The sequence below is a fragment of the Pseudomonas petroselini genome (genome assembly GCF_045037875.1).
GTDB lineage: Bacteria > Pseudomonadota > Gammaproteobacteria > Pseudomonadales > Pseudomonadaceae > Aquipseudomonas > Aquipseudomonas petroselini.
On record NZ_CP173614.1, the window covers coordinates 6,350,202 to 6,374,752 of the forward strand.

Annotated in this window: 21 protein-coding genes and 2 tRNA genes; 10 read left to right on the forward strand and 13 right to left on the reverse strand. The window is 60.6% G+C overall.

Features of this window, described 5'->3' with window-relative positions; genetic code table 11:
- Positions 1–186: 186 nt before the first annotated feature.
- Both ACI512_RS29315 and ACI512_RS29320 read left to right on the forward strand, forming a co-directional pair.
- A complete protein-coding gene (locus tag ACI512_RS29315; RefSeq protein WP_064054578.1) occupies positions 187–1,902 on the forward strand; it encodes a proline--tRNA ligase in 1,716 nt (571 codons plus the stop codon).
- 20 nt (positions 1,903–1,922) lie between these two features.
- On the forward strand, positions 1,923–2,876 hold the full coding sequence (locus ACI512_RS29320; protein ID WP_015885686.1) for a hypothetical protein: 954 nt from the start codon (positions 1,923–1,925) through the stop codon (positions 2,874–2,876).
- A 68-nt stretch (positions 2,877–2,944) separates the two neighbouring features.
- Here the strand turns inward: ACI512_RS29320 and dinB are convergent, their stop codons facing one another.
- Positions 2,945–4,003: a DNA polymerase IV gene (dinB, locus tag ACI512_RS29325; RefSeq protein WP_064054577.1), complete on the reverse strand. Its 1,059-nt coding sequence runs from the start codon at positions 4,001–4,003 to the stop codon at positions 2,945–2,947.
- Between the two features lie 278 nt (positions 4,004–4,281).
- Between dinB and ACI512_RS29330 the strand changes: the two genes are divergently transcribed.
- The 4 genes from ACI512_RS29330 (at position 4,282) to ACI512_RS29345 (ending at position 9,043) form a co-directional block, all read left to right on the forward strand.
- Positions 4,282–4,358, forward strand: a tRNA-Met gene (locus ACI512_RS29330).
- Between the two features lie 400 nt (positions 4,359–4,758).
- Positions 4,759–4,835, forward strand: a tRNA-Met gene (locus tag ACI512_RS29335).
- Between the two features lie 279 nt (positions 4,836–5,114).
- Entirely contained in the window at positions 5,115–7,757 is a 2,643-nt protein-coding gene (gene mprF / locus ACI512_RS29340; RefSeq protein WP_064053734.1) for a bifunctional lysylphosphatidylglycerol flippase/synthetase MprF, read from the forward strand.
- On the forward strand, positions 7,757–9,043 hold the full coding sequence (locus ACI512_RS29345; RefSeq protein WP_405121451.1) for a virulence factor family protein: 1,287 nt from the start codon (positions 7,757–7,759) through the stop codon (positions 9,041–9,043). Before mprF ends, ACI512_RS29345 begins: the two co-directional genes overlap by 1 nt.
- Before the next feature lie 136 nt (positions 9,044–9,179).
- Here the strand turns inward: ACI512_RS29345 and recJ are convergent, their stop codons facing one another.
- Together recJ and ACI512_RS29355 are read right to left on the reverse strand one after the other, a co-directional pair.
- Positions 9,180–10,889 carry a single-stranded-DNA-specific exonuclease RecJ gene (gene recJ / locus ACI512_RS29350; RefSeq protein ID WP_405121452.1) on the reverse strand — a complete coding sequence of 570 codons (1,710 nt, stop codon included), beginning with the start codon at positions 10,887–10,889 and terminating at the stop codon, positions 9,180–9,182.
- 157 nt (positions 10,890–11,046) lie between these two features.
- A complete protein-coding gene (locus tag ACI512_RS29355) occupies positions 11,047–11,589 on the reverse strand; it encodes a YaeQ family protein (RefSeq protein ID WP_003193952.1) in 543 nt (180 codons plus the stop codon).
- A 148-nt stretch (positions 11,590–11,737) separates the two neighbouring features.
- Here ACI512_RS29355 and ACI512_RS29360 point away from each other — a divergent pair, with 148 nt between their 5' ends.
- Both ACI512_RS29360 and ACI512_RS29365 read left to right on the forward strand, forming a co-directional pair.
- Entirely contained in the window at positions 11,738–12,937 is a 1,200-nt protein-coding gene (locus ACI512_RS29360; protein WP_015885691.1) for a CaiB/BaiF CoA-transferase family protein, read from the forward strand.
- Positions 12,937–13,809, forward strand: a complete 873-nt coding sequence (locus tag ACI512_RS29365) for a TIGR02285 family protein (protein WP_405121453.1) — start codon at positions 12,937–12,939, stop codon at positions 13,807–13,809. Before ACI512_RS29360 ends, ACI512_RS29365 begins: the two co-directional genes overlap by 1 nt.
- Before the next feature lie 170 nt (positions 13,810–13,979).
- On the opposite strand, the gene ACI512_RS29370 is transcribed toward ACI512_RS29365, so the two are convergent.
- Positions 13,980–14,264, reverse strand: a complete 285-nt coding sequence (locus tag ACI512_RS29370; RefSeq protein ID WP_043205838.1) for a DUF3509 domain-containing protein — start codon at positions 14,262–14,264, stop codon at positions 13,980–13,982.
- A 318-nt stretch (positions 14,265–14,582) separates the two neighbouring features.
- Here ACI512_RS29370 and ACI512_RS29375 point away from each other — a divergent pair, with 318 nt between their 5' ends.
- On the forward strand, positions 14,583–14,783 hold the full coding sequence (locus tag ACI512_RS29375) for a hypothetical protein (RefSeq protein WP_043205840.1): 201 nt from the start codon (positions 14,583–14,585) through the stop codon (positions 14,781–14,783).
- An 87-nt stretch (positions 14,784–14,870) separates the two neighbouring features.
- Here ACI512_RS29375 and thrC read toward each other — a convergent pair whose 3' ends face one another.
- The 9 genes from thrC to ffh all read right to left on the reverse strand — a co-directional run bounded on the left by thrC (position 14,871) and on the right by ffh (position 23,497).
- Positions 14,871–16,280, reverse strand: a complete 1,410-nt coding sequence (thrC, locus tag ACI512_RS29380) for a threonine synthase (RefSeq protein ID WP_102060845.1) — start codon at positions 16,278–16,280, stop codon at positions 14,871–14,873.
- Between the two features lie 67 nt (positions 16,281–16,347).
- Complete coding sequence (locus ACI512_RS29385) at positions 16,348–17,652, reverse strand: homoserine dehydrogenase (RefSeq protein ID WP_025854832.1); 1,305 nt, start codon at positions 17,650–17,652, stop codon at positions 16,348–16,350.
- Between the two features lie 129 nt (positions 17,653–17,781).
- The gene (locus ACI512_RS29390; RefSeq protein ID WP_064053737.1) at positions 17,782–18,513 is read right to left on the reverse strand and encodes a thioredoxin fold domain-containing protein; all 732 of its coding nucleotides are present in this window, start codon (positions 18,511–18,513) and stop codon (positions 17,782–17,784) included.
- 141 nt (positions 18,514–18,654) lie between these two features.
- The gene (gene xerD, locus ACI512_RS29395) at positions 18,655–19,551 is read right to left on the reverse strand and encodes a site-specific tyrosine recombinase XerD (RefSeq protein ID WP_015885697.1); all 897 of its coding nucleotides are present in this window, start codon (positions 19,549–19,551) and stop codon (positions 18,655–18,657) included.
- A 373-nt stretch (positions 19,552–19,924) separates the two neighbouring features.
- A complete protein-coding gene (rplS, locus tag ACI512_RS29400; protein ID WP_003175895.1) occupies positions 19,925–20,275 on the reverse strand; it encodes a 50S ribosomal protein L19 in 351 nt (116 codons plus the stop codon).
- Between the two features lie 45 nt (positions 20,276–20,320).
- A complete protein-coding gene (gene trmD / locus ACI512_RS29405) occupies positions 20,321–21,094 on the reverse strand; it encodes a tRNA (guanosine(37)-N1)-methyltransferase TrmD (RefSeq protein WP_173390389.1) in 774 nt (257 codons plus the stop codon).
- The gene (rimM, locus tag ACI512_RS29410; protein WP_015885699.1) at positions 21,076–21,612 is read right to left on the reverse strand and encodes a ribosome maturation factor RimM; all 537 of its coding nucleotides are present in this window, start codon (positions 21,610–21,612) and stop codon (positions 21,076–21,078) included. The genes trmD and rimM overlap by 19 nt, the downstream gene beginning before the upstream one ends.
- Before the next feature lie 5 nt (positions 21,613–21,617).
- The gene (gene rpsP / locus ACI512_RS29415) at positions 21,618–21,869 is read right to left on the reverse strand and encodes a 30S ribosomal protein S16 (RefSeq protein WP_003175899.1); all 252 of its coding nucleotides are present in this window, start codon (positions 21,867–21,869) and stop codon (positions 21,618–21,620) included.
- Positions 21,870–22,120: 251 nt separating this feature from the next.
- A complete protein-coding gene (gene ffh, locus ACI512_RS29420; protein ID WP_010207982.1) occupies positions 22,121–23,497 on the reverse strand; it encodes a signal recognition particle protein in 1,377 nt (458 codons plus the stop codon).
- A 234-nt stretch (positions 23,498–23,731) separates the two neighbouring features.
- Here ffh and ACI512_RS29425 point away from each other — a divergent pair, with 234 nt between their 5' ends.
- Entirely contained in the window at positions 23,732–24,544 is an 813-nt protein-coding gene (locus ACI512_RS29425) for an inner membrane protein YpjD (protein ID WP_405121454.1), read from the forward strand.
- Positions 24,545–24,551 lie beyond the last annotated feature (7 nt).

Sequence of the window (24,551 nt, forward strand, 5' to 3'; positions counted from 1 at the left end):
TAGTGAGGGAGCTTGCTCCCGCTGGGGTGCGAAGCGCCCCTATAAAAGCCGGCTCCAGCTGCGCTGTCGAACGGGAGCAAGCGCCCTCACTACAAACAGCCCTGTATTCTGATGCCTGTACGGCGGCAGCTTGCGCCCGTACAATCCCAAGTCATTTCAAGTCCAAGCAACCGACAACGGCCTACCATGCGTACCAGTCAATATTTGCTCGCCACACAGAAAGAAACGCCTTCCGACGCGGTCGTGATCAGCCATCAGCTGATGCTGCGCGCCGGTATGATCCGCAAACTGGCCTCCGGCCTGTACACCTGGCTGCCCATGGGCTTGAAGGTGATGCGCAAGGTCGAAGCCATCGTGCGTGAAGAGATGAACGCCGCCGGCTCTCTGGAAGTGTTGATGCCGAGCACCCAACCGGCTGAGCTGTGGCAGGAATCCGGGCGCTGGGAAGAGTACGGCCCTGAACTGCTTCGCTTCAAGGACCGTCATGGCCGCGACTTCTGCGCCGGCCCGACCCACGAAGAAGTGATCACCGACCTGATGCGCAACGAGCTGAGCAGCTACAAGCAGCTGCCGCTGAACCTGTATCAGATCCAGACCAAATTCCGTGACGAAATCCGCCCACGCTTCGGTTTGATGCGCGGCCGCGAATTCATCATGAAGGACGCCTATTCGTTCCACGCTGACCAGGCGTCCCTGCAGGTCACCTACGACCGCATGCACCAGGCCTACTGCAACGTGTTTACGCGCCTGGGCCTGAAATTCCGCCCGGTTGAAGCGGACAACGGCTCCATCGGCGGTGCCGGCTCCCACGAATTCCACGTGCTGGCCGAGTCCGGCGAAGACGATATCGTATTCAGCAACGGTTCCGACTACGCCGCGAACATCGAGAAAGCCGAAGCCGTGCCACGGGAAACTTCCCGTCCAGCGCCGGCTGAAGAGCTGCGCCTGGTGGATACGCCAGAGACCAAGACCATCGCGGCCCTGGTGGAGAAATTCAATCTGCCGATTGAAAAGACCATCAAGACCCTGATCGTGCACGCCGAAGAAGAAGGCAAGCTGATCGCCCTGGTGATTCGTGGCGACCACGAGCTCAACGAAATCAAGGCCGCCCAGCAACCTGGCGTGGCCAGCCCGCTGGTCATGGCCTCCGACGCCGAACTGCGCGACGCCATTGGCGCCGGTGCCGGCTCCCTCGGCCCGTTGAACCTGCCGCTGCCGATCATCATCGACCGCTCGGTCGAGCTGATGAGCGACTTCGGGATCGGCGCCAACATCGACGACAAGCACTACTTCGGCGTGAACTGGGAACGTGACCTGCCGGTGCCAACCGTGGCCGACCTGCGTAACGTGGTGGCCGGCGACCCAAGCCCGGATGGCAAGGGCACCCTGGAAATCAAGCGCGGCATCGAAGTCGGGCACATCTTCCAGCTGGGCAACAAGTACAGCAAGGCGATGAAGTGCGAAGTGCTGGGCGAGAACGGCAAGCCGATCACCCTGGAAATGGGCTGCTACGGCATTGGCGTATCGCGCGTGGTGGCCGCTGCCATCGAGCAGAACAACGACGAGAAAGGCATCATCTGGAGTGACGCGCTGGCGCCGTTCCAGGTTGCCCTGGTACCGCTGCGTTATGAAACCGAGCAAGTGCGCGAAGCCACCGACAAACTGTATGCCGAACTGACGGCCGCCGGTTTTGAAGTGTTGCTGGATGACCGGGACAAGAAAACCAGCCCGGGCATCAAGTTCGCCGACATGGAACTGATTGGCATCCCGCACCGGATCGTGGTCAGTGACCGCGGCCTGGCCGATGGCAATCTGGAATACAAGAGCCGGACCGAAGCCGAAGCCCAACCGTTGCCGGTGGCTGACGTGCTGTCTTTCCTTCAGGCGCGTATTCGTCGCTGAAAACCAGATCAAGAGAAGTCATGTTCAAGCGAAACACCAGAGCCCTGGGGGGCGCCGCCTTGTGCGGCGCCCTGCTGGTCAGCGGCTGCGCCAACCAGATGTCGCAACGCAGTGAGCACGAGGAGCGGGTCGAGCGTAAGTTGCTCGACCACAGCCTGCAGATCGATGTAGGCGAACCCAAAGTGCTGGAGCTGCCGCAACGCCGGGTACGCATTCACGAGCAAAAGACCTTCGAGGTCACCGAGTTCGAAGTCACCCGTCGCTACGATCGCTACACCCCTTACCAACCCTGGCGCAAACTCTATGAGATGCCCTTGGGCGCGGTCGCTTTGGTGGCGGGCGCGGGCGCCAACGTGGTGAACATCTTCGCCCTCGGCAACCTGCCGACCAGCATGACCCACGACTGGCTGACCTACGGTGTGGACGGTCTCAACCCGTTCATGAACGTGCAATCCCACGGCCGTGCGCAACAGAACCTGGCGGGCATCGATGAAGTCCAGCGCGACAAGCGTGTGGAGTATTCGAGCCTGCCCTGGAGCGAACGCCCGGTGCAGGTCACTGCCGGCAAGCAAGTGCATGAGCTGACCACCGACCGCAACGGCGTGCTGCGCCTGAACCTGTTGGACAGCCCGTTTGCCGAGCAGGACTTGAACCGCGTCACGACCTTGAAGATCAGCGTGGAAGATGGCCAGGACGATGTGCATTCGGACTCGACCCTGGCGATCAGCAACACCCTGCGCGGCAAGTTGCTGGAAGCCCATGGCCTGATCTACGACGATCTGGAAGACGACGAAGTCAGCCAGTGGGTGCACCGCGTCAAGCGCCTGTCGGAGCTGGGCCTGGAAGAGGAAGCCAGCGAGCTGGAACAAAGCCTGATCGAACTGACCCGCAATGATCCCGAGTTGCAGCAGGAATTCCTGCAGGCACTGACCAAGGATGCGGGGCGGCTAGTCGCAGACCCTGGAGCACGCTGAGACGCTCGAAGTGTTGCAGATCAAATGTGGGAGGGGCTTGCCCCCTCCCACATTTTGGTTCCGGGTTCCTACCAAGAGAACTCGAGCTGCTCGTTGCCGTTGCTCAGGTCCAGCAACCGCACACCAATCCCCAACAACCGCACCGGCTTCCCGCCACGATTGAACGCCTGGGTCAGCAGTTGCTGATAACTCTCCAGGTCCCGCCCGGCCCCCGCCTGTTCCAGCGTCGTCTGGGTAAAGTCATGAAACTTCACCTTAACGAACGGCTTGCCCGCACGGTAACTGCTGTCGATGCGCGCCATGCGTCCGGCCAGGGTTTCCATCAATTCGGGGAGTTTGGCCAGGCAGCTTGAGAGGTCCGGCAGGTCAACGTCGTAGGTATTTTCTACACTGATCGACTGCCGGCGACTGTCGTTCTGCACCACACGATCATCGATCCCACGGGCCAGGCTCCACAGCCGCTCGCCAAAACTGCCGAATTCGCGCACCAGCGCCAGCTTGTTCCATTCACGCAACTGCAAGCAGTCTTCTATGCCCAGGCGCGCGAGCTTGTCGGCGGTGACCTTGCCCACACCGTGCAACTTGCTCACTCGCAACTGCGAGACAAAGTCTTCGACCTGGTCCGGGGTGATCACGAACAACCCGTTGGGTTTCTTCCAGTCACTGGCGATCTTGGCCAGGAACTTGTTCGGCGCCACGCCTGCGGACACGGTGATGTGCAATTGGTTGGAGACGCGGCGGCGAATGTCCTGGGCGATACGCGTGGCGCTGCCGCCAAAATGCGGGCTGTCGGACACGTCCAGGTAGGCTTCATCCAGCGACAGCGGTTCGATCAGGTCGGTGTAATCGCGAAAGATCGTCTGGATTTCCTTCGACGCTTCCTTATAGGCATCCATGCGCGGCTTGACGATGGTCAGGTCCGGACACAGCTTCAAGGCATGGCGTGACGACATCGCTGAGCGCACCCCGTAGGCGCGTGCCTCGTAGTTACAGGTAGCGATCACCCCGCGCCGGTCCGCCGAGCCGCCCACCGCCAACGGCTTTTGCGCCAGGCTCGGGTCATCGCGCATCTCGATGGCGGCGTAGAAGCAATCACAGTCGACGTGGATGATTTTGCGCTGCGTCATATAAACGGGGTGTGAACCTACGGGGCGCCAGTATCGCATTCACACCTGTATATAGCACCAGTAGTTTTAATCTTCCGCTTGAGCGGTAGGAAAATTCCAAGATGAATTTATTTTCTCAATCGAATTTCGCATCCCAATAGAGCTGAAACCCTCGGCCCGACTGGCCCAGAGCCTCATCAGGCGTCAGCTTGGAGAGCTAACCACTTGAACCACAAGCGCTTTTCTTCAATTCACAGGTTGACACACACGCGTTCCTCTGTAGAATGCCGACACACAGACGCGGGATGGAGCAGTCTGGTAGCTCGTCGGGCTCATAACCCGAAGGTCGTCGGTTCAAATCCGGCTCCCGCAACCAAACATCAAAAAAGGCTACTCGAAAGAGTGGCCTTTTTTGTGTCTGCTTTTTTTGTGTCTGCTTTTTTTGTGCGTGCTTTTTTGTGCCCGTTTTTTTTGTAGTGAGCGGGCTTGCCCCGCGCTGGGTGGCGAAGCCGCCCCAAACCAGGCGACTTGGTTTATCAGGCGCTCGGCGGTGTCTTTGTTGGGGCGGCTTCGCCACCCAGCGCGGGGCAAGCCCGCTCACCACAACAACCCTGCTCACCACAACACCCCCACTCCACCACAACTCCCCCGCTCACTACAAAAGCGTTTTCTATCGCGTACTTAGGGTGACTGGCAGGTCAAATTACACTTATTTGACCCATCGGCCCATTAACGGTTGACACCTCGCCGCTGGGCTGTAGAATGCCGCCCACAGACGCGGGATGGAGCAGTCTGGTAGCTCGTCGGGCTCATAACCCGAAGGTCGTCGGTTCAAATCCGGCTCCCGCAACCAAACATCAAAAAAGGCTACTCGAAAGAGTGGCCTTTTTTGTATCCGGTAAAAAAGTTCTTCTGAAACAATGGCATGGCATCTTTCATGAAACCCCACACGGGTTGTAGAGTCCATGTCATTGCAAGCTATGCTGAATGCTCAAGCACTACCCTCTACGACCAATGGCCGCTGTCGCCGACCCCGGTGATACGCGTTAATATTTGTAATTATTTTGTCCATAGGGATTGGTAACTTGGCTGGATACCTCCATCCTGTCGCGCACAATCCACGAGGTGATTGATGCGCGCCAACTCGTCTGAACCACAAGACACCGTCACAGCAGAACAACCGATCCCGCCAACGCGTTTGCGTTGGCTGGACCTGGTGAGCAAGTACCGGCAACCCATCGGGCTGGCCGTCACGCTGCTGCTGTTCGCCATCGCCCTGATCGCTTGCCGACACCTGCTGCTGGAGCTGGACCTTTACGCCCTCCACGACTCGATCCTGGAAGTGCCCAAGCCCGCCCTGCTCGGCGCATTTGCCGCGGCCGTCGCCGGCTTTGTGATCCTATTGGGCTACGAGTTTTCCGGTGCGCGCTATGCCGGGGTGAAGCTACCCGCCAAGACCCTGGCCCTGGGCGGCTTTACCGCTTTCGCCATTGGCAATGCGATTGGCCTGTCGATGCTCTCGGGCGGCTCGGTGCGTTACCGTTTATATGCACGCCATGGTATCGGGGCGTCGGAAGTTGCCCACATGACGGTGTTCGCCAGCCTGGCCCTGGGCTGCGCACTGCCGCCCCTGGCTGCACTGGCCACCTTGAGCAACCTGCCCGCGGCATCCACCTATCTGCATCTGCCGCAAACCCTGCTCGGCGGCATCGCCGGCGCGGTGCTGCTGTTGTCGGTGGTGTTGTGCATCGGCATTTATCGCCGTCGCCTGCCTGAACAGCCCTACCCGGACAACCTGCTGGTCAAAGCCGGCCGTCGTACCCTGCGCCTGCCGGGTCGCCGCCTGACCTTCCTGCAACTGATCATCACCGCACTGGACGTCGCCGCTGCCGCCACCGTCCTTTATATGCTGCTGCCGGAAGCGCCGCCCTTCGGGCCCTTCCTGCTCGTGTACCTGCTGGCCCTGGCTGCCGGCGTACTCAGCCATGTACCGGGCGGCGTGGGGGTATTCGAAGCGATCCTGCTGGCGGCCTTCGCCGATAAACTCGGTGCGGCGCCATTGGCTGCTGCCCTGCTGCTGTACCGCATGATCTATGTGGTGCTGCCGCTGCTGATTGCCTGCGTGTTCCTGCTGGTCAACGAAGCCCAGCGCCTGTTCCAGACCCAGCAAAGCCTGCGGGTCGCCTCGGGGCTGGCGGCGCCAGTACTGGCCGTACTGGTTTTTTTGTCCGGCGTGGTCCTGCTGTTTTCCGGCGCCACGCCCGAAATCGACTCACGCCTGGAAAACATCGGCTTCCTGATTCCCCACCGCCTGATTGACGCCTCGCACTTCGGCGCCAGCCTGATCGGCGTGCTCTGCCTGCTGCTGGCCCAGGGCCTGCGTCGACGCTTGTCAGCCGCCTGGATGCTGACCATGGTGCTGCTGCTGGTGGGCGCCCTGCTCTCGCTGCTCAAAGGCTTCGATTGGGAAGAAGCCAGCCTGATGACCATGACCGCCATCCTGCTGGCAATCTTCCGCCGCTCGTTCTACCGCGCCAGCCGCCTCACCGAGCTGCCCTTCTCGCCGCTGTACCTGGTCGCCAGTGTCTGCGTGCTGGGAGCCTCGATCTGGCTGTTGCTGTTCGCTTACCAAGACGTCCCTTACAGTCACCAACTGTGGTGGCAGTTCACCCTGGACGCCAACGCCCCACGCGGCTTGCGCTCGCTGCTGGGCGCCGCCGTGCTGCTGGTGATCGTGTCGCTCACCTGGCTGCTGCGCACCGCGCGCCCGGTGATCCACCTGCCGACCCCCGATGAACTGGAGCGCGCCAGCAAGATCCTGATGGCCTCGTCCCAGCCCGACGGCGGCCTGGCGCTGACCGGTGACAAGGCGCTGCTGTTCCATCCCAATGATGAAGCTTTTCTCATGTACGCCCGTCGCGGGCGCAGCCTGGTAGCCTTGTACGACCCAATCGGCCCGACCCAGCCACGCGCCGAAATGATCTGGCAGTTCCGCGACCTGTGCGACATCCACCACGCGCGCCCGGTGTTCTACCAGGTCCGCGCGGAGAACCTGCCGTACTACATGGACATCGGCCTCACCGCGATCAAGCTGGGCGAAGAAGCCCGCGTCGACCTGAAACGCTTTGACCTGGAAGCCAAGGGCAAAGAGATGAAGGACCTGCGCTACACCTGGAACCGCGGCACCCGCGACGGTCTGTCCCTGGAGATCTTTGAACCAGGCACGGCGCCGATGGATGAACTCAAGGTCATCTCCGATGCCTGGCTGACCGGCAAGAACGTACGGGAAAAAGGCTTTTCCCTGGGACGTTTCAGCGACGACTACCTCAAGCACTTCCGCATTGCGATCATTCGCTTCGAAGGGCGCCCGGTGGCCTTCGCCAACCTGCTCGAGACCTACAACCACGACCTGGCCAGTCTCGACCTGATGCGCGCCCATCCGGACGCGCCCAAGCTGACCATGGAGTTCATGATGGTCGGCCTGATTCAACACTATAAGAGTCACGGCTACGCCCGCTTCAGCCTCGGCATGGTGCCGTTGTCGGGCCTGCAACCACGCCGCGGCGCCCCGCTGACCCAACGCCTGGGCTCGATGGTGTTCCGACGTGGCGAGCAACTGTATAACTTCCAAGGTTTGCGCCGCTTCAAAGACAAGTTCCAGCCTGACTGGGAACCCCGTTACATGGCCGTGCCCGCAGGACTTGATCCGCTGGTGGCACTGGCCGATACCGCCGCCCTGATCGCGGGCGGCTTGACTGGATTGGTGAAACGCTGATGATTCGACGTTCCTGGCGGTATGTATTGGCCTTTGTAGTGCTGCTCGCCCTGGTCCTGGGTGGCGGCTATTGGTACTGGAACCGCCCTGCCCCGCAGCCGACCCTGGAGCAACTACCCCAGGCCGACGGTTCGGTCATGACCCGCGTGACCCCGTACGGCACGCCCAAGGCCCGTGTGGCCGTGGCCGTGATGGCCGATGAAACCCTGACGGACAGCCAACTGATTGCCTTGAGCCAAGGCGGCAAGGCGCAGATTGTCCAAGTGATCCTGCCCAAGGACGACTGCAAGCTGCAGGAAAAAGCCCTGCAAAACGCCCTGGGCCAGCTCAAGGGCCCCGCGACGCTGGTCAGCGGCATCGGCCCTGGCGCAAGCCTGGCCTGGCGCTGGCTGGCGGCACAAAGCGACGACAAGGCCAACGCCATCTCCGTCGGTTTCGCCATGACCCAGCCAGGCTGCAACGACCCTTTGCCAAAAACCTCAGCCCACGGCAATTGGCTGGTGGCCTGGAACGACAACCCTGAGGATGATGCCGCCAGTTTCGTACGCGATACCCCACGTGCCACGACCAGCATCAGCGACTACGACATTCATTACCCGCAAGTGCTGAACAACGAGCTGCGCAAGCAACTGGTGGGCTCGGACAACGGCGGCCTGGCAATTCCAGTGGTTGAAGTACCGGCGGGCCAAGCCAAGGACACCGTCACCCTGTTCCTCTCCGGCGACGGCGGCTGGCGCGACCTGGACCGCGACGTGGCCGGTGAAATGGCCAAGATCGGCTACCCGGTGGTGGGCATCGACACCCTGCGCTACTACTGGCAGCACAAGAGCCCGGAACAAAGCGCCAAGGACCTCACCGAGCTGATGCAGCACTACCGGCAGAAGTGGGGCACCAAGCGCTTCGTGCTGACCGGTTACTCGTTCGGCGCCGATGTACTGCCGGCCATCTACAACCGCCTGCCGGAAAACGAGCAACAGCGCGTGGACGCGATCATCCTGCTGGCATTTGCGCGCACTGGCAGCTTCGAGATTGAAGTGGAAGGTTGGCTGGGCAACGCAGGCAAAGAAGCCGCCACCGGCCCGGAAATGGCCAAGCTGCCGCCTGAGAAAGTGGTGTGCATCTACGGTGCGGAAGAAGTCGACGAGAGCGGCTGCACGGACAAGACCGCCGTGGGTGAAGCCTTGAAGTTACCAGGTGGGCATCACTTCGACGAGAACTACCCGGCGCTGGCCAAACGGTTGGTGGATATCATCGTGAAGCACCAGGCCAAGGACAAAGCCGAGTAATTTCTGCCATACGCAAAACCAAATGTGGGAGGGGGCTTGCTCCCGATAGCGGTGGGTCAGCCAAAGATCAGTTGGCTGGTCTACTGCCATCGGGAGCAAGCCCCCTCCCACATTGGTTTTGTGGTGTTGCTTAGATCTAGCGTGGCTCGATGTGCGCGATCATCAGTTGCACGGTTTCATTCCCGCGAAACTCGTTCACATCCAGCTTGTAGGCCAGCTCCACCCAACGCACCGTCGGGTTCGGCCAGACCTCACGGTCCACCCCAAACGCAATGCCGTCGAGCTTCACGGACCCGCATTCGCTCTTGAGCACCACTTTCAGGTGCCGCTCGCCCACCACGCGCTGTTCCACCAACTGAAACACCCCGTGAAACAACGGCTCGGGAAAGTGTTGCCCCCAAGGGCCCGCGTGCCGCAATGCGCGGGCCAGTTCCAAGTGAAACTCTTCCACTGCCAGAGTACCGTCGGACAGCAGGCGCCCGGTCAGGTCTTCTTCGCGCAGCTGCCGGCGCACTTCGGCATCAAAGGCCTCGGCAAACAGCGGGAAGTTTTCTTCGGGCAGCGTCAAACCAGCCGCCATGGCGTGGCCGCCGTATTTGGCGATCAGGTGGGGATGCTGGCTGGCGACCACCGCCAGCGCATCGCGGATATGAAACCCCGGCACAGAGCGCCCTGAGCCCTTGAGCAGGCCATCACCGGCATCAGCGAAGGCGATGGTCGGGCGGAAATAGCGCTCTTTCATGCGCGAGGCGAGAATGCCGATCACGCCTTGGTGCCATTTCGGGTCGAACAGGCACAGCCCGTAGGGCATCGACTCCACCGGCAAGTCCTTGAGCTGGGCCAGGGCCTCGCGCTGCATGCCTTGCTCGATGGATTTACGGTCCTGGTTCATGCCGTCCAGTTGCGCGGCCATTTCACGCGCGGCGGCAACGTCGGTGGTGAGCAGGCATTCGATGCCCAGGCTCATGTCATCCAGGCGCCCGGCGGCATTCAGGCGCGGCCCGAGGATAAAACCCAGGTCGGTGGAGGTGATACGTGCCGCGTCGCGCTTGGCCACTTCAAGGATCGCCTTGATCCCCGGCCGTGCGCGACCGGCGCGGATGCGCTCCAGGCCCTGATGCACCAGGATGCGGTTGTTGGCGTCCAAGGGCACTACGTCGGCCACACTGCCCAGGGCCACCAGGTCGAGCAGTTCGCCGATGTTGGGTTGAGGCTTATGCTCGTACCAGCCCAAGCTGCGCAGGCGCGCCCGCAGGGCCATCAGCACGTAGAAGATCACGCCCACACCGGCCAGGGCCTTGCTCGGGAACTCACAGCCCGGCTGGTTCGGGTTGACAATGGCATCCGCCGCCGGCAATTCATCGCCGGGCAAATGGTGGTCAGTCACCAGCACCTTCAGCCCGGCCGCTTTCGCCGCCGCCACGCCTTCGACGCTGGAGATACCGTTGTCCACGGTGATCAGCAACTGCGGCTCGCGCTGCAGCGCGACCGCAACGATTTCCGGGGTCAGGCCGTAGCCATACTCGAAGCGGTTGGGCACCAGGTAATCGACATGGGCGGCGCCGAGCAAGCGCAGGCCCAAGGTGCCCACGGTGCTGGCCGTGGCGCCGTCGGCGTCGAAGTCACCGACGATGAGGATACGCTGGCGCTGTTCCAACGCGGTCACCAGCAAGTCCACCGCTGCGTCGATGCCCTTGAGCTGCTGATAGGGAATCAACCGCGCCAGGCTTTTGTCCAGCTCGGCTTCGGACTGCACCCCGCGCGCGGCGTAGAGACGGGTCAACAGCGGTGGCAAGTCACCGAGAAACGGCAGGACGGCAGGCAACGGGCGAGGATCGATACGCATGGGGCGACGGGAGCTTCTCTTTGATAAAACGGTTAAACAACAAGGCTACAAACGACACAGGTCATTGTGGGAGGGGGCTTGCTCCCGATTACGGTGTATCAGTCGATGGGGTGCTGACTGAACCGCCGCGATCGGGAGCAAGCCCCCTCCCACCGTTTCAACCGCGTTCGCCGACCAGCCATTGCAGTTGGACTTCATGCTGGCCACGGTCGTCAGTGACGAAAATCGTGCCTTCGCTGATCATCACGTCCCACTTGATAACGCGGGGCATGTCCTTGGCCAGCGTCTCGAGGACTTCCTGGGGCACGGCGGCGATGTGCACGTTTTTCAGGTTATTCGCCACCGGCACCACCTTGCCTTCCCACACCCGCAGGCTGCCGTAGGCCAGCAGGCTGGTGCGTTCGGTGCGGCGCGAGCACCAGGTGAGGCGGTCGGCATCCGGCTGGCCGACTTCAATCCAGTGCAAAACCCGGTCATCCAGGCTTTTTTCCCACAGGGCTGGCTCGTCTACATCTGACAGGCCACGACCGAATGCCAACTGCTCGTTGTACCAGAGGGCGTAGGCCAGCAGACGTACGGTCATGCGCTCTTCGGTTTCCGAAGGGTGGCGGGCGATGGTCTGTTTAACGCTCTCGTACACCGAGCGGTCAAGGTCGGTGAGGTTGAGTTCGAATTTGTAGGTCGTGGACGGCTGGGCCATGAACGGACTTCTAGAGACAGGGAAAGGCGGCCAGTCTAACCGATGGCGAGGCCATTCAACGAATCCTGCGCTGCATCATCCTTATCCCTGGGCCGCTCGCCTATGTTAAAAGGCATCACACCCCCGCCCCGCGCAGACAAGGATCCTCATGTCGTTTAATGCCAAACCGCTTGCCGGCCTGAAAGTCATCGAACTCGGCACCCTGATCGCCGGCCCGTTCGCCTCACGTATCTGCGCGGAATTCGGCGCCGAGGTGATCAAGGTCGAATCGCCGGACGGCGGCGACCCGCTGCGCAAATGGCGCAAGCTGTACGAAGGCACGTCGCTGTGGTGGTTTGTGCAGGCGCGCAACAAGCAATCGCTGACGCTGAACCTTAAGCATCCGGACGGCCTGGCCATCCTCAAACAGCTGTTGGCCAACGCCGACATCCTGATCGAGAACTTCCGCCCCGGCGTGCTGGAGAAACTCGGCCTGAGTTGGGAAACCCTGCACGCCCTCAACCCCAAGCTGGTGATGGTGCGCCTCTCCGGCTTTGGCCAGACCGGGCCAATGAAAGACCAGCCAGGGTTTGGTGCGGTGGGTGAATCCATGGGTGGCTTGCGCTATATCACCGGGTTCGAAGACCGCCCGCCGGTGCGTACCGGCATTTCCATCGGCGATTCGATTGCCGCGTTGTGGGCGGTGATCGGCGCGCTGATGGCGCTGCGTCACCGCGAAGTCAACGGCGGCCTGGGCCAGGTGGTCGATGTGGCGCTGTATGAAGCCATCTTCGCCATGATGGAAAGCATGATCCCGGAGTTCGACGTGTTCGGCTTTATTCGCGAACGCACCGGCAACATCATGCCCGGTATTACGCCCTCCTCGATCCACACCAGCGCCGACGGCAAGCATGTGCAGATTGGCGCCAACGGGGACGCGATCTTCAAGCGCTTCATGTCAGCCATTGGCCGTGAGGACTTGGCCAACGATCCCTCGCTTGCCAGCAATGACGGACGCGACAGCCGTCGCGATGAGCTGTATGGGGTGATTGATCGCTGGGTGAACTCACTGCCGCTGGATCAGGTGGTGGAGCGGCTGAATAAAGCCGAAGTGCCTGCCAGCCGGATCTACAGTGCCGAGGACATGCTGGGCGACCCGCAATTCCTTGCCAGGGAGATGTTCCTCAAGGCCCAACTTCCCGACGGCAAGGCGTTCAAGATGCCGGGCATCGTGCCCAAGCTGTCGGACACGCCGGGCAGCTGTGAATGGGTGGGGCCACAGTTGGGTGAACATAACAGCACGGTGCTGGGCAGCCTGGGTTATGACGCGGCCGCGATTGTGCGTTTACGCGAGGACGGCGCGATCTGATGGCTCGTCGGCTTATTCAGCTAGGCCTCAGCGTCATGCTCGCCTGCGGCTGGCCCCTGCCGGCCAGCGCTGAAGACACGCTGATCTGGCTAGTGCGTGACTTGCCACCTTTGACCATTTTCGAAGGCCCGCGCAAGGGCCAGGGCGCACTGGATCAACTATTGCCGATACTGATCGAGCGCCTGCCGGAATACCGGCATCAGGTGCTGCACGTCAACCGCGCTCGGGGCACGCAAATGTTGAGTGACCCCTCGTTCACCTGCGATCCATCGCTGCTGTGGACGCCGGAACGGGCCAAGTACGTGGTGTTTTCTCGCCAGGCGTTCGTTACCCCCAGCAATGGCATCGCGATACGGCGCAGCCAACAGGACGCCATGGCGCCGTTCATCGTGGACGGCCAGTTCGACCTGCAGGCTTTTCTCGACGCCCGTGGAACGCGGGTGGGTGCCACGGCGGAGCGCAGCTACGGCCCGGTGATCGATGAGCAGCTTAAACACGCCGATGCACACACAGTGGCGCTTCATTACGGCAACGACGCCCTTGGCAGCTTGTTGCAAATGCAGCGCCGGGGACGGCTGGAAGCGGTGTTGGGGTATTGGCCGGAAATCCGCTATCACGCGCTGCAACAGAGGATTGCTTCGGACGACCTGAGCTTTTATCCGATCAAAGGCTCAATGCCCTACCAACGTACGCATATCGCCTGTTCGGATACCGCCCAGGGGCGTCGTGCCATTGAACGAATCGACCAGGTGCTGCGCGACATCCCACAGGAACAGGTGCAGCAGTCCTATGCTGCTTGGCTGGATCCGGTCATGCGCGAACAATACCTGCGCGACAACTCGCGCTTTTTCCAGGACTCACCCGAACCGTGACAAATCGCAGGCAAAAAGAAACCCCGAAGGGTGGGGAGACACCTCGGGGTTAAACGTGGCCTACAAAGACCAGTACAGCAAGGCACAAACACCGGAGCACAATGTTTGCTCTTGCTGTTACGAAATCTGACCGGCGACGTTGTAGGAAGTTTCCACAGTTAAACAATTCTTCATGCGACGGCGGGGCTGCGCGTCTGGGCAGCATTGCGCAAGGCTGCAATGACCGACGGTTCCAGTCGCCCTTCGGCAATCTTGAGGTCGCGCAACAGGCAATCCACCACATCCACCAGCACGCGCTTGTCCATCAGTTGCGCACGATCGACTTCACGCTCGACCACGATAGCGCCAGCAGGATTCTTCACCGTCACCAGGCACTCGCCCTGCACACCAGAGGTGGTCAGCGTAACCTGATAAGGGCTCAGTGCTTCTTCGAGCAATAGGCTGATACTTTCCATCTCGATCACCACTCAATAGTTCGGGAACAATCGTTTCAACGGGAGCTGCATCTATCCTAAGTGACTGTTTGTGACGTAGGAAAGTTCGCTTTATCGTCTTTATGGGGCCGTCAGGGGGTGACGGATTCCAGCATGCGCTTGCAACATGACAACCAAAAAACGGACGCACACAAGTGCTTACGCAATGGTGGGCCGTTTTGAGGTTTGCCGAAGGCTCGGACCAGAGGTGAATCCTATACTCGGTGAGCGCCGGTGGCTCCGCCACGCAGATAAACGCGCAGGTCAGAAGGCCCTTGTTGATTGCGAAGGATAAAGACGATGCTGGAACACGATAAAGAGCAAGCTGCGTTAGAGAAGATTCACGCCGACATATCACGCATTTATGCGGAGCAACGCAAACTCACTGCTGAGACACACAAGATAACCCGTGAGAATTTCTGGTATCCCTTAGGGGTCGTCATGGCCATGTTTACAGCGTTCAGCACCGTATTGGCCATCGTGCAGAAACTGCTCACCTAGTCGCTTGCGCCAAGTGGGGCCTGCCAAAACAAAAAACGCCGCTGACCCAAGGAAGGGAAAGCGGCGTTTTTGTCTACGCGGTGTGCCTTACAGCGGCTTACCCCGGTTGCCGTGCTGGCTCACAAACGCCTGCACAGCCTTCAGGTCATTGGCCAATACGGTGCAACGCTCTTCACGCTCGAACAGGTTTGCCAGGTGCACCGGCAATTCCAGTGCCTTGGCAACCCCGGCCTTCTCCACCGCTTCCGGGAATTTCACCGGGTGCGCAGTGCCGAGTATCACCATCGGGATGTCCAGGCTGCGACGGCATTCGCGCGCGGCCTTCACACCGATGGCGGTGTGCGGGTCGAGCAGCTCGCCGGTCTGGGCGTAGACTTCAGCGATGGTTTCGCAGGTCTGTGCGTCGTCCACGGCCAGCGAGTCGAACAGCTTGCGGGTTTCTGTCCAGCGCTCTTCGTCAACGCTGAAACCGCCACCGCTCTTGAAGGTGTCCATCAAGCCGGCAATCGCCGCGCCGTTGCGACCGTGCATGTCGAACAGCAGGCGCTCAAAGTTCGAAGAAACCATGATGTCCATCGACGGCGAAAGGGTCGCGTGCAGGGTTTCCTTGACGTACTGGTTGCCGCTCATGAAGCGGTGCAGGATGTCATTGCGGTTGGTGGCGACGATCAACTGGTTGATCGGCAGGCCCATGTTGCGCGCCAGGTAACCCGCGAAGATGTCGCCGAAGTTGCCGGTTGGCACCGAGAACGACACCGAACGCGCCGGCCCGCCCAACTGCAGGGAGGCATGGAAGTAGTAGACGATCTGGGCCATGATCCGCGCCCAGTTGATCGAGTTCACCGCCACCAGGCGCGTGCCTTTCAGGAAGCTCTGGTCGGCGAAGCTGTTCTTGACCATTTCCTGGCAGTCATCGAAGTTGCCTTCGATGGCGATGTTGTGGATGTTCTCGCCAAAAATGGTGGTCATCTGGCGACGCTGCACTTCCGACACGCGCTTGTGCGGGTGCAGGATGAAGATGTCGACGTTTTCGCAGTGCTTGCAGCCTTCGATGGCGGCCGAACCGGTGTCACCGGAGGTGGCGCCAATGATCACCACGCGCTCACCGCGCTTCTCCAGCACATAATCCAGCAAACGACCGAGCAGTTGCAGGGCGAAGTCCTTGAACGCCAGGGTCGGGCCGTGGAACAGTTCAAGCACCCACTCGTTGCCATTCAGCTGGCGCAGAGGCGCGATGGCGCTGTGGGAAAACACGCCGTAGGTCTCTTCCAGAATCTTTTTAAAGTCCGCATCGGGAATGCTGCCGGTGACGAACGGGCGCATCACCCGGAAGGCCAGCTCGTGGTACGGCAGGCCGGCCCACGAAGCGATTTCTTCTTGGGTGAAGCGTGGCAGGTTTTCCGGCACATACAGGCCGCCGTCAGTGGCAAGGCCTGCCAGCAAGACGTCTTCGAAATTCAGGGCCGGTGCCTGGCCGCGGGTGCTGATATAACGCATGACTGGCTCCTCTAGAGCATTCTTGAACAAGGGCCGCCGAACCTGCGGGGCCCTTGCAGCAAAACCATTAGTTCAGGTGTTCGACGCGAATCCGCACCACCGGCCCGACGACGCCCTGCAGGGCTTCCAGCGCGGCGATGGCATCGTTGATGTGCTGTTCGAGCACGCGGTGAGTCAGCAGGATCATCGGCACCTGGCCGTTTTGCTCCTCGACTTCCTTCTGCATGATCGACTCGATGTTGATGCCGCGCTCCGACAGGATGCTGGCGACCTGGGCCAACACGCCCGGATGGTCTTGGGCCTGGATGCGCAGGTAGTAGGCGCTTTCGCAGGCTTCGATCGGCAGGATCGGGTGGGCCGACAGCGAATCCGGCTGGAAGGCCAGGTGCGGCACGCGGTTTTCCGGGTCGCTGGTCATGGCGCGGACCACGTCCACCAGGTCGGCGATCACCGACGAAGCGGTCGGCTCCATGCCGGCACCGGCGCCGTAGAACAGCGTCGAACCCGCGGCATCACCGTTGACCATCACCGCGTTCATCACGCCATTGACGTTGGCGATCAGGCGGTCGGCCGGGATCAGCGTCGGGTGCACACGCAACTCGATACCGGCCGGTGTGCTGCGCGCCACGCCCAGGTGCTTGATGCGATAACCCAAGGCTTCGGCGTAGTTCACGTCGGCGGTGGTCAGCTTGGTGATGCCTTCGGTGTAGGCCTTGTCGAACTGCAGCGGGATACCAAAGGCAATGGACGCCAGGATGGTCAGTTTGTGCGCCGCGTCGATGCCTTCCACGTCAAACGTCGGGTCGGCTTCGGCATAACCCAGGGCCTGGGCTTCGGCCAGCACGTCTTCGAAGGTACGGCCCTTCTCGCGCATTTCGGTGAGGATGAAGTTACCGGTGCCGTTGATGATGCCGGCGACCCAGTTGATACGGTTGGCGGACAGGCCTTCACGGATCGCCTTGATCACCGGGATGCCACCGGCCACGGCGGCTTCGAACGCCACGATCACGCCCTTCTCGCGCGCCTTGGCGAAGATCTCGTTGCCGTGCACGGCGATCAGCGCCTTGTTGGCGGTGACCACGTGCTTGCCGTTCTCGATGGCCTTGAGCACCAGCTCGCGGGCCACGGTGTAGCCACCGACCAGCTCGATGACGATATCGATTTCAGGGTTGGTGGCAACAGCGAAGACATCGTTGGTAATCGCAATACCGGTCGTTTGGAACTGAGGCTTTGGCGAACGCGTGGCAATTTGCGCCACTTCAATCCCGCGGCCTGCGCGACGGGAAATTTCTTCAGCATTACGCTGAAGTACGTTGAAGGTGCCGCCACCGACGGTCCCTAACCCACAGATGCCTACTTTGACCGGTTTCACTGAAGAACTCCCCATGAAACGGCCGACGCTAGGTCGGCCGTGGAAAACAGCCGCACAACTGCGGCTTTCAATTAATGGCCCGTCGACTTAGCCACGGGCCATGATCGTCAAAGGTTCGACGATGCTGGTTTATTTGGCACTCAGCGCCAGTTTGGCAACTTGTGGTGCCGGCTGGTAGCCCGGAATCACCTGGCCGTCAGCCAAAACGATGGCCGGTGTACCGTTCACGCCAATGGACTGGCCCAGGGCGAACTGCTTGGAAACCGGGTTGGCGCATTTGGCCGCCTTGATTTCCTTGCCGTCGACCATCTTGTCCATGGCCGCCTTCTTGTCGGCTGAGCACCATACGGCTTGCAACTGCTCGTCACCCGGCGAACCCAGGCCCTGACGCGGGAACGCTACATAGCGTACTTCCACGCCCAGCTTGTTCAGCGCAGGCACTTCGGCGTGAAGCTTGTGGCAGTACGGGCAGGTGGTGTCGGTGAACACGGTGATGTGCGTCTTGGTCTCGCCGATGGCCGGGTACACCACGGTTTCAGCCACCGGGATGCCGTTGATCAGCTTGGACACGCCCAGGCGCTCGGCCTTCTCGGTCAGGTTGACCGGCTTGCCGTCCTTCAACTGGAACAGGTAGCCCTGCACGATGTACTGGCCGTCGGCACTGGCGTACAGCACGCGGCTGCCCTTGAGCTTGACTTCGTAAAGGCCGGCCATCGGGCTGGCGCTGATGCTTTCGATCGGCGTGTCGAGCTGCAGGTTGGCCAGGCTCTTGCGAATGGTCTGCTCGGCCGCGTCATCGGCGACAACAAAGGTGGAAACCAACGCAATGGCTGCGGCGGCAATAATCTGGGTCAAGCGCATGGGAACTCCTGAAGGCAGATGCAAGGACGGGTGCAGGTACGCCGATATGAAACCCGGGTGTGGGCCGTCCCCTTTGCTAACCGGCAAAGCCTACCACAGTTGGGCCACAGGGCAGCCCGTGGCGGGATAAAATGGCGGTTTTCACCCCCGTGGGTGGTGCTTGGCGTGCATATCCTGCAAGCGCGCGCGTGCCACGTGGGTGTAGATCTGGGTTGTGGATAAGTCGCTGTGCCCGAGGAGCATTTGCACCACCCGCAAATCGGCGCCGTGGTTGAGCAAATGGGTGGCGAATGCATGTCGCAGGGTATGGGGCGACAGGGCCTTGCCGATCCCGGCGACCTTGGCCTGGTGCTTGATGCGATGCCAGAAGGTCTGGCGGGTCATCTGCTCGCCGCGCAAGCTGGGGAACAGCACATCACTGGGGCGCCCACCCAGCAGTTCGCCACGCGCATCGCGCATATAGCGCTCCACCCACACAATCGCCTCCTCACCCATCGGCACCAGCCGCTCCTTGCTGCCCTTGCCCATTACTCGCAGCACGCCCTGGCGCAGGTTCACTTGCTCCAGGGTCAGGCTGATCAGCTCGGTCACCCGCAGCCCGCAGGCATACAACACTTCGAGCATGGCGCGGTCACGCTGGCCGATGGCTTCGCTCAGGTCAGGGGCGGCGAGCAAGGCATCCACGTCGGCTTCCGACAGGGACTTGGGCAATGGCCTACCGAGTTGCGGCATCTCGACTTGCAGGGTGGGGTCGAGGGCGATCAGTTTTTCTCGCAGCAGATAGCGATAAAACCCACGCACACCCGAGAGGAATCGCGCCGTGGAGCGTGGCTTGTAGTTCTGCTCCAGGCGCCAGGCCAGGTGATCGAGGATCAGCTCGCGGCCGGCGTTGATCAGTTCGAGGTTTTTCTCCTGCAACCAGCCATTGAACAGCGCCAGGTCGCTGCGATAAGCCTGGCGAGTGTTGTCCGACAGGCCTTTTTCCAGCCAGAGGGCGTCGAGGAAGCGGTCGATCAGGGGGTGGTCAATGGCGGGCATGGGGGCTCAGGCAAAATTATGTGGCGTCTGTCAGATCCTATCGCAGGCAAGCTCGTTCCCACAGTGGATCATCGTCGGTCACAACATGGGGGCAGGCAACACAGCCTGCGATAGCCGTAGGTATATACACAACACTGTAGTGAGCGGGCTTGCCCCGCGCTGGGCTGCGAAGCGGCCCCAAACCAGGCGAATTGGCTCTATCTGGAACTCGGCAGTGCTTTTATTGGGGCCGCTTCGCAGCCCAGCGCGGGGCAAGCCCGCTCACTACAAAGATGTGTAGCCATCCAGGCTGTGTTAGCGGCGAACAGTTAACAAATTTCAGGCACAAAAAAGCAGCCCGTAGGCTGCTTTTTTCTGCATCGGGAAGCTGGACTTAAGCCAGTTTTTCCTTGATGCGAGCTGCTTTACCGGACAGGTCACGCAGGTAGTACAGCTTGGCTTTACGTACGTCACCGCGACGCTTGACGGCCATGCTGTCGATTTGCGGGCTGTAGGTCTGGAAAGTACGCTCTACACCAACACCGTTGGAGATTTTACGAACAGTGAAAGCACTGTTCACACCACGGTTACGCTTGGCGATTACCACGCCTTCGAACGCTTGCAGACGCGAACGGTCGCCTTCCTTCACTTTCACCTGAACGACAATAGTGTCGCCCGGGGCAAAGGTAGGGATCTCTTTGGTCATCTGCTCTGCTTCGAGTGCAAGGATGATTTTGTTAGTCATGCTGTGCTCCTAAGGTAAGTCAATGGACCTACCATCGATACGTTGTTAACTATCGTCCCGCGCGAGGATGTATTCCTCGAGCAGCTTCTTCTCTTCTCCAGAAAGCGAGCGGCTTTCCAGAAGATCGGCGCGTCGTTCATAGGTCCGACCAAGGGACTGCTGTAAACGCCAACGCCGGATGTGTGCGTGATTGCCACTTAGCAATACGTCGGGAACACGCTGATCCGCATACACCTCCGGACGGGTGTAGTGCGGGCAATCCAGCAAACCATCCGTGAAGGAATCTTCCTCCGCGGAGTCCGCATGCCCTAAAGCTCCAGGCAGCAGTCGTGTAACCGCATCTATCAGGACCATCGCCGGCAGCTCACCGCCAGACAGGACATAGTCCCCAATCGACCACTCTTCATCGACATGAGCCTCAATAAAGCGCTCGTCAATGCCTTCATAGCGACCGGCAATCAGGATCAGTGCTTCCTCATTCGCCAGTTCGCGTACCCCAGCCTGTTTCAGCTGGCGGCCTTGAGGGGACAGGTAAATTACCTTCGCCTTCTCCCCGGCGGCGGCCTTGGCCTGAGCCAACGCGTCTTCCAGGGGCTTGATCTTCATCACCATGCCCGGGCCACCGCCAAATGGGCGATCGTCCACAGTGTGATGTCGATCCGTCGTGTAGTCTCGCGGGTTCCAACAGGTAAGCTGCAACAGCCCCTGTTTCACCGCCCGACTGGTGATGCCGTACTCGCTGATGGCGGAGAACATCTCGGGAAACAAACTGATCACTTCAATGCGCAAATTAGCCACGCTTAGAAGTCCGCGTCCCATTCCACCTTCATCTCGCCTGCTTCCAGGTCGACAGCCAACACGCATTGCTTCGTATAAGGCAACAGGCGTTCGCGATCATCCAGGCTGCCAGCGCAAGGCTTGACCACCATTACATCATTGGCGCCGGTTTCCAGAAGATGATCGATTTTCCCGAACAATTGCCCGAGTTGATCAATAACCTTCAGACCTTCCAGCTGGTACCAGTAGTACTCGCCGTCGGTCAATTCAGGGAACAGGTTGCGCGGCACACAGATCTCATAACCGGCCAGAAGACGAGCTTCTTCACGGTCATCAAGACCCTTGAGCTTTGCGACCAGGAACTTATCGCTCCCGCGTCCACTGACCAGCTCGACCTGTTTCACACTACCTTCGCGCTTGAGCGTCCAGGTCTTGTACTGCAACAGGTTTTCAGTCGGATCAGTAAAGGAATACACCTTCACTTCGCCGCGAACGCCATGAACAGAGTAAATCTTGCCGATAACGATCAAATCATCAGCAACAGCTGGCGTCGCGTTCATATTGCTCAGGCTGCGGCCTTAGCCGAGTCCTTCAACAGTTTTGCAACGCGCTCGGATGGCTGTGCACCCACGCTCAGCCAGTAGGCTACGCGCTCTTGGTTCACGGACAGACGAACTTCTTGACCACGAGCAACAGGGTTGAAGAAACCAACCTGTTCCTTGTGCGAACCGTCGCGCGGGTTGCGGCTGTCGGTTACGGTCAAGTGGTAAAACGGGCGCTTTTTGGAGCCGCCAAGGGCAAGACGGATTGTTAGCATGTGAACATCGTTCCTGTAGTCGGTGCTGCAAATCTAAATGCACAGCGGGCATAGGTGCCCGAAAGGCCGCATATTCTAAGGAATATCCGGACTTTTGCAAATGTCTTTTTCTGGCGCCTATCAGCGTGCCATTCAGATCTGCTATAGAGCCGTCGGTAAAAACGGCGAGTCAGCGCCCGCCAACGGCGGGTTTGCTGGAGATCCCACATCCCTGTGGGTCGGAGCAGGAGCTGGGCTCCCGCTCGAATACTTTACATTTTAGGCATGCCACCGCCGGGCAACATACCGCCCATGCCGCGCATCATCTTGGCCATTCCGCCTTTTGCGGAGAACTTCTTCATCATCTTCTGCATCTGCTTGTGCTGCTTGATCAAGCGACCGATGTCCTGCACCTGGGTGCCGGAACCCATGGCGATCCGACGTTTGCGCGAACCGCTGATCAACTCAGGGTCGCGGCGCTCGGCCGGGGTCATGGAGTTGATGATGGCTTCCATCTGCTTGAACTGCTTCTCTGCCGCGCCCTGGGCATTGCCCATTTGCGCCAGGTTCACACCGCCGATGTTCGGCAGCTTGTCCATCAAGCCGCCGAGGCCGCCCATGTTCTTCATTTGCTGCAGCTGGTCGCGGAAGTCTTCGAGGTCGAAGCCCTTGCCCTTCTTCAGCTTCTTGGCCAGCTTATCGGCCTTGTCCTTGTCGAGGGTCGCTTCGGCCTGTTCGATCAGGCTGAGCACGTCGCCCATGCCGAGGATGCGCGAGGCGATACGCTCCGGGTGGAACGGCTCGAGCGCGTCGCTCTTCTCGCCCATACCGATGAACTTGATCGGCTTGCCGGTGATGGCACGCACCGACAGCGCGGCACCGCCACGGGCATCGCCGTCGACCTTGGTCAGGATCACGCCGGTCAGTGGCAGTGCGTCGCCGAAGGCCTTGGCGGTGTTGGCCGCATCCTGGCCGGTCATGGCGTCGACCACGAACAGCGTCTCGACCGGGTTGATCGCGGCATGCAGCGCCTTGATCTCGCCCATCATCTCTTCGTCGATGTGCAGGCGACCGGCGGTATCGACGATGACCACGTCGATGAATTTGAGCTTGGCCTCTTTAATAGCGGCGTTGGCGATGTCGACCGGCTTCTGGCTCAGGTCGGACGGGAAGAAGGTCACGCCCACTTCGCCCGCGAGCATTTCCAACTGCTTGATGGCCGCCGGACGGTAGACGTCGGCCGACACCACCATCACGGACTTTTTCTTGCGCTCTTTAAGGAAGCGCGCCAGCTTGCCGGCGGTGGTGGTCTTACCCGCACCCTGCAGACCCGCCATCAGCACGACGGCCGGTGGCACGGCGCTGAGGTTCAAGTCTTCGTTGGCCGCGCCCATCAGGCTTTCGAGTTCGGCCTGGACGATCTTCACAAACGCCTGGCCCGGGGTCAGGCTGCGGGACACTTCGGTGCCCACTGCGCGCTCTTTGACCGAGTTGACGAAGTCCTTTACCACCGGCAAGGCGACGTCGGCTTCCAGCAACGCCATGCGCACTTCGCGCAGGGTGTCTTTAATATTGTCCTCGGTCAGCTTGGCCTTGCCGGTTACGTGGCGCAGCGTCTGCGAGAGACGGTCAGTCAAGTTTTCAAACATGCGCGATCCTTTCAGGCCCTATTCATCGAAATGCATTGGTAGACCGAGGTAATGGCGGCCCAGGCTGTGGTAAATCGCTATTAAAAACAGCGCTCGGCGAGCCTGCGGCGTGGGCAGGTCGCGGATTATAGCGAAGACTGCGCCCATGCACACCCGCTGTCTGGTCCGGGAGTCTTTCGTGTTACGCAGGGGTATGCCAAACTCAGCGCCTTTCGGGCCTGCTTAACAGGATTTATGCTCCCTTTGTCACCCAGTTTGCTACCCAGCCTCGCCGCCGCCATTTTGTATGCCGCTGCGACTTTCTATCAGGGCACTCGTCTGACCCAAGGCACCAAGGCGGACAAACGCCTGCTGGTGGGCCTTGGCGTCCTCGCCCTGCTGGCTCACGCTGCCAGTTTGTTTACTCACCTGATGACGCCCGTCGGCCTGGGCCTGGATTTTTTCAGCGCCGCCAGCCTGATTGCCGCCGCCGTCATCGCACTGACCCTGATGGCCTGCTATCGGATTCCCGTCGAGAACCTGCTGGTGCTGTTATTCCCGCTGGGCGTGCTGACGGTGCTGCTGGCGCAATTCGCGCCCACCGGCACGGTGCAGGTGATTGATGAAGAACCGGGCATCCTCGCGCACATCCTGCTATCGATCCTGGCCTACGGCATGTTCACCATCGCGGTGTTCCAGGCCCTGCTCCTGCTGTTGCAGGACCACCAGCTCAAGCACAAGCACCCCTCAGGGCTGATCAAGAACTTCCCGCCATTGCAAACCATGGAAAGCCTGCTGTTCGGCTTCCTGTGGGCCGGCTGGACGCTGCTGTCGCTGTCGCTGATCTCCGGCTGGCTGTTTGTCGAAAACCTCTTCGCTCAGCACCTTGTGCACAAAACCCTGCTGGCGTGCCTGGCCTGGGTGGTGTTCAGCGTCTTGCTGTGGGGGCGCAACCGCCTCGGCTGGCGCGGGCACAAGGCGATCCGCTGGACGCTGGCCGGTTTCTGCCTGCTGATGCTGGCCTATTTCGGCAGCAAGCTGGTTCGCGAATACATCCTGCATATCTGACGGGCAG

Coding starts and splice junctions, on each gene's coding strand:
- ACI512_RS29315 (WP_064054578.1), top strand. CDS start 187: ATGCGTACCAGTCAATATTTGCTCGCCACACAGAAAGAAACGCCTTCC.
- dinB (WP_064054577.1), bottom strand. CDS start 4,003: ATGACGCAGCGCAAAATCATCCACGTCGACTGTGATTGCTTCTACGCC.
- ACI512_RS29425 (WP_405121454.1), top strand. CDS start 23,732: ATGCTCCCTTTGTCACCCAGTTTGCTACCCAGCCTCGCCGCCGCCATT.
- ACI512_RS29345 (WP_405121451.1), top strand. CDS start 7,757: ATGATTCGACGTTCCTGGCGGTATGTATTGGCCTTTGTAGTGCTGCTC.
- ACI512_RS29320 (WP_015885686.1), top strand. CDS start 1,923: ATGTTCAAGCGAAACACCAGAGCCCTGGGGGGCGCCGCCTTGTGCGGC.
- rplS (WP_003175895.1), bottom strand. CDS start 20,275: ATGACTAACAAAATCATCCTTGCACTCGAAGCAGAGCAGATGACCAAA.
- rpsP (WP_003175899.1), bottom strand. CDS start 21,869: ATGCTAACAATCCGTCTTGCCCTTGGCGGCTCCAAAAAGCGCCCGTTT.
- mprF (WP_064053734.1), top strand. CDS start 5,115: ATGCGCGCCAACTCGTCTGAACCACAAGACACCGTCACAGCAGAACAA.
- thrC (WP_102060845.1), bottom strand. CDS start 16,280: ATGCGTTATATCAGCACCCGCGGCCAGGCACCGGCCCTGAATTTCGAA.
- ffh (WP_010207982.1), bottom strand. CDS start 23,497: ATGTTTGAAAACTTGACTGACCGTCTCTCGCAGACGCTGCGCCACGTA.
- recJ (WP_405121452.1), bottom strand. CDS start 10,889: ATGCGTATCGATCCTCGCCCGTTGCCTGCCGTCCTGCCGTTTCTCGGT.
- ACI512_RS29365 (WP_405121453.1), top strand. CDS start 12,937: ATGGCTCGTCGGCTTATTCAGCTAGGCCTCAGCGTCATGCTCGCCTGC.
- rimM (WP_015885699.1), bottom strand. CDS start 21,612: ATGAACGCGACGCCAGCTGTTGCTGATGATTTGATCGTTATCGGCAAG.
- ACI512_RS29375 (WP_043205840.1), top strand. CDS start 14,583: ATGCTGGAACACGATAAAGAGCAAGCTGCGTTAGAGAAGATTCACGCC.
- ACI512_RS29360 (WP_015885691.1), top strand. CDS start 11,738: ATGTCGTTTAATGCCAAACCGCTTGCCGGCCTGAAAGTCATCGAACTC.
- xerD (WP_015885697.1), bottom strand. CDS start 19,551: ATGCCCGCCATTGACCACCCCCTGATCGACCGCTTCCTCGACGCCCTC.
- ACI512_RS29355 (WP_003193952.1), bottom strand. CDS start 11,589: ATGGCCCAGCCGTCCACGACCTACAAATTCGAACTCAACCTCACCGAC.
- trmD (WP_173390389.1), bottom strand. CDS start 21,094: ATGGGACGCGGACTTCTAAGCGTGGCTAATTTGCGCATTGAAGTGATC.
- ACI512_RS29390 (WP_064053737.1), bottom strand. CDS start 18,513: ATGCGCTTGACCCAGATTATTGCCGCCGCAGCCATTGCGTTGGTTTCC.
- ACI512_RS29370 (WP_043205838.1), bottom strand. CDS start 14,264: ATGGAAAGTATCAGCCTATTGCTCGAAGAAGCACTGAGCCCTTATCAG.